Genomic DNA, 2,755 nt, shown 5'->3' on the forward strand with positions numbered 1-2,755 from the left:
GAGTATCCCAAACCGCATGGGCCGGCCCGGATACACAAAGTTCAGGACACTCCCTCAACGTTCCCCTTACAGGCCAGACGCTGGATGCGACCCAGCAGACACTGACCCAGGATTTCGGCCTCAACTCGGCCGGCGATTATGTCTGGTCGCGCGCCTGGCAGGAGGTTCAGGATTCCGATGGCAATGTCGGGCGAATCTACATGATCCGGGTCGGGACATATAGCGGAAGCGGCAACCCCGACTACAATACGCTCAACAAGCATACCTATTACGCCTTCACCGGTCCGCTCAATGTTCAGGACGGGGTCACCTATACCGTTCTATCCAATTTTAACGGCGCCGGCGATTACGCGCATTCCTATTTCACCGAACCGACCTGCTTCGACGCGGCAACGCTGATCGAGACCGACTCGGGGTTGGTCGCAGCCCGCGATCTGGCGGTGGGTGCGCTTGTCATGACCCGCGACAGCGGTTTGCAGCCGATCCGCTGGATCGGTCAGCGCCGGATGTCGCCCGAGGAGTTGGAGGCTGCGCCGAAGCTGCGGCCGATCCGGATCCGGGCAGGGGCGCTTGGTGCTGGCAGTCCGTCGCAGGACCTGATCGTCTCGCCGCAGCACCGGATCCTGGTCCGCTCTGCCATTGCGCAACGCATGTTCGGCACGGCCGAGGTTCTGGTCGCGGCAAAGCAGCTTGTCGCCCTCGATGGGGTCGAGGTCGCCGATGATCTGGCAGAGGTGACCTATGTGCACTTCCTTTTCGATGACCATCAGGTCGTGCTGGCCAATGGCGCCGAGGCGGAATCGCTCTATCCCGGGCCGGAGGCTCTGCGCATGATCGGGCCGGATGCGATGGACGAGTTGCTGGCGATCTTCCCCCAATTGAAGGACGAGGCCGGGGCACCGGCACGGCCGCTGATCCCCGGACGTCAGGCGCGCAAGCTGGCGGATCGGATGGCCAGAAACGGCAGGCCGCTTCTTCGCGCGATGTAAGGCGACGGCAACCTGAACGATCGGAATGAGGCAAGGACCCCGCCAGCGATGTCGGGGTCTTTTGCTGCGAGTGCCGGTGCATTTTGATAGGGATCAATGTGGCATTCGTTCGGCTTCCTGTATCTCATGCCGAAAGTGATCGCTCAGGAGTATAGGGGGCCCCATGACCCGACTGTTCTTTCTTCTTCTGTCGCTCATCATGACGACATTGGCCGGGATCGGTGTGATCGCGGTTCTGGTCATGGGCTTTGAAACGGCCACCGCGATCATTGCGGCGGCAGCCATCGGGGCGGTGATCGCGGTTCCTGTGGCCTGGCTGGTGGCACGCAAGCTGGAAAATCTGGACTGACGCCAGGGATTTGCGCTGGCACACGGGCATGAGCGACTGATCGCCTCTGGCCGCAGCCGGGGACGAAAGACGCGGGCGCGCGATGTCGGCGGGCGTTACTTGCGTTGTCCGGCGGGAAAACAGATCGCCGTCCAGGTCTCCAGCCATATGCGCTGCCATTCCAGCAGCAACTGGAACTGCGCCCTTTGCATCTCTGCCAAAAGCTCTCTGTGCGAGGCACCGGCAACGCTGTTGGCGGCCGACAGACACGCGCTCATCCAGGGATTCTTCATCGGATCCTCCCCCGCGAAAAATGGGATAGTTGAGCAGATAAGCCAGCAATGCAGATGGCGGCGAAAAGATCAACGATTCTATAATGATGAGTTTGCATATGTTAAACCTGCGAAGGGGCAGGGGATCGCAGGTTTTTGCGGGCGTGCCGCCGCGAAATCCGTGCCGTCCCGCGCGCGGACCGAGAAAGCGCTTGCCAGCCAGGGAAAACACGCCTATAGGCACGGCTTCATCACGAAACTCCACCGGATCAAGGGTGGCCCGTGGAAGCGGGGCTCTCCGGTGATGTTGAAAGGAAAAGGCGCATGAAAGCGCAGGAACTCAAAGCGAAAACGCCCGAGCAGCTGCAGGAGCAGCTGGTTGCGCTGAAAAAGGAAGCGTTCAACCTGCGCTTCCAGCAGGCCACCGGCCAGCTCGAATCGACCGCGCGGATGCGCAGCGTCCGTCGCGACGTTGCCCGCGTGAAGACCGTTCTGAACCAGAAAGCGGCCGAAGCCGCCTCGTCGAAGTAAGGGGACCGATATGCCCAAACGCATCCTGCAAGGCACCGTCACCTCGGACAAGAACGAGCAGACCGTGACCGTTCTGGTCGAACGCCGCTTCAAGCACCCGCTGCTGCACAAGACCGTGCGTTCGTCGAAGAAATACCGCGCCCATGACGCGGAAAACCAGTTCAAGGTCGGTGACACCGTTCGCATCGTCGAATGTGCGCCGATCTCGAAGACCAAACGCTGGACCGTTCTGACGGATGACGCGCAAGCGTCGGCCTGAGGTCCAGATATATTCGAAACCCTGGGGCGGCACGCATCGCCGTCCCCAAAGGTCGGGAGTAAACCATGATCCAGATGCAAACCAATCTGGATGTAGCTGACAATTCCGGTGCCCGGAAAGTTCAGTGCATCAAGGTTCTGGGTGGCTCGCACCGTCGCTATGCGTCGGTGGGCGACATCATTGTCGTGTCCGTTAAGGAAGCCATCCCGCGTGGTCGCGTGAAGAAAGGTGACGTCCGCAAGGCCGTCGTCGTGCGCACCGCCAAGGAAGTGAAACGCGAAGACGGCACCTCGATCCGCTTCGACCAGAACGCCGCCGTCATCCTGAACAACCAGGGCGAACCGGTCGGCACCCGTATCTTCGGGCCGGTCGTGCG

General features: G+C 61.1%; 6 protein-coding genes. 5 read left to right on the forward strand and 1 reads right to left on the reverse strand.

What is annotated here, in order from left to right:
* Both Q0330_RS10305 and Q0330_RS10310 read left to right on the forward strand, forming a co-directional pair.
* Positions 1-989 (forward strand): Hint domain-containing protein (locus Q0330_RS10305; RefSeq protein WP_299478322.1); only part of this gene is annotated, 989 nt, incomplete at its 5' end.
* 163 nt (positions 990-1,152) lie between these two features.
* Complete coding sequence (locus tag Q0330_RS10310; protein ID WP_299478325.1) at positions 1,153-1,338, forward strand: hypothetical protein; 186 nt, start codon at positions 1,153-1,155, stop codon at positions 1,336-1,338.
* A 95-nt stretch (positions 1,339-1,433) separates the two neighbouring features.
* Here Q0330_RS10310 and Q0330_RS10315 read toward each other — a convergent pair whose 3' ends face one another.
* Complete coding sequence (locus tag Q0330_RS10315) at positions 1,434-1,595, reverse strand: hypothetical protein (protein WP_299478328.1); 162 nt, start codon at positions 1,593-1,595, stop codon at positions 1,434-1,436.
* A gap of 318 nt (positions 1,596-1,913) precedes the next feature.
* On the opposite strand from Q0330_RS10315, the gene rpmC reads away from it, so the two are divergent.
* From rpmC to rplN, 3 genes are all read left to right on the forward strand, one after another.
* Positions 1,914-2,120, forward strand: coding sequence for a 50S ribosomal protein L29 (rpmC, locus tag Q0330_RS10320; RefSeq protein ID WP_299478330.1), 207 nt, complete (start codon positions 1,914-1,916; stop codon positions 2,118-2,120).
* Between the two features lie 10 nt (positions 2,121-2,130).
* Entirely contained in the window at positions 2,131-2,379 is a 249-nt protein-coding gene (gene rpsQ / locus Q0330_RS10325; RefSeq protein WP_299478333.1) for a 30S ribosomal protein S17, read from the forward strand.
* Between the two features lie 65 nt (positions 2,380-2,444).
* Positions 2,445-2,755: 50S ribosomal protein L14 (gene rplN, locus Q0330_RS10330; protein ID WP_299478336.1), on the forward strand; the 311-nt coding region annotated here is incomplete at its 3' end.

Origin of the sequence: uncultured Paracoccus sp., assembly GCF_937873615.1 — a bacterium.
Lineage (GTDB): Bacteria > Pseudomonadota > Alphaproteobacteria > Rhodobacterales > Rhodobacteraceae > Paracoccus.

What these genes read in the sequence shown, in the direction of transcription:
- rpmC (WP_299478330.1), top strand. Translation starts at nt 1,914, where the DNA reads ATGAAAGCGCAGGAACTCAAAGCGAAAACGCCCGAGCAGCTGCAGGAG.
- rpsQ (WP_299478333.1), top strand. Translation starts at nt 2,131, where the DNA reads ATGCCCAAACGCATCCTGCAAGGCACCGTCACCTCGGACAAGAACGAG.
- Q0330_RS10310 (WP_299478325.1), top strand. Translation starts at nt 1,153, where the DNA reads ATGACCCGACTGTTCTTTCTTCTTCTGTCGCTCATCATGACGACATTG.
- Q0330_RS10315 (WP_299478328.1), bottom strand. Translation starts at nt 1,595, where the DNA reads ATGAGCGCGTGTCTGTCGGCCGCCAACAGCGTTGCCGGTGCCTCGCAC.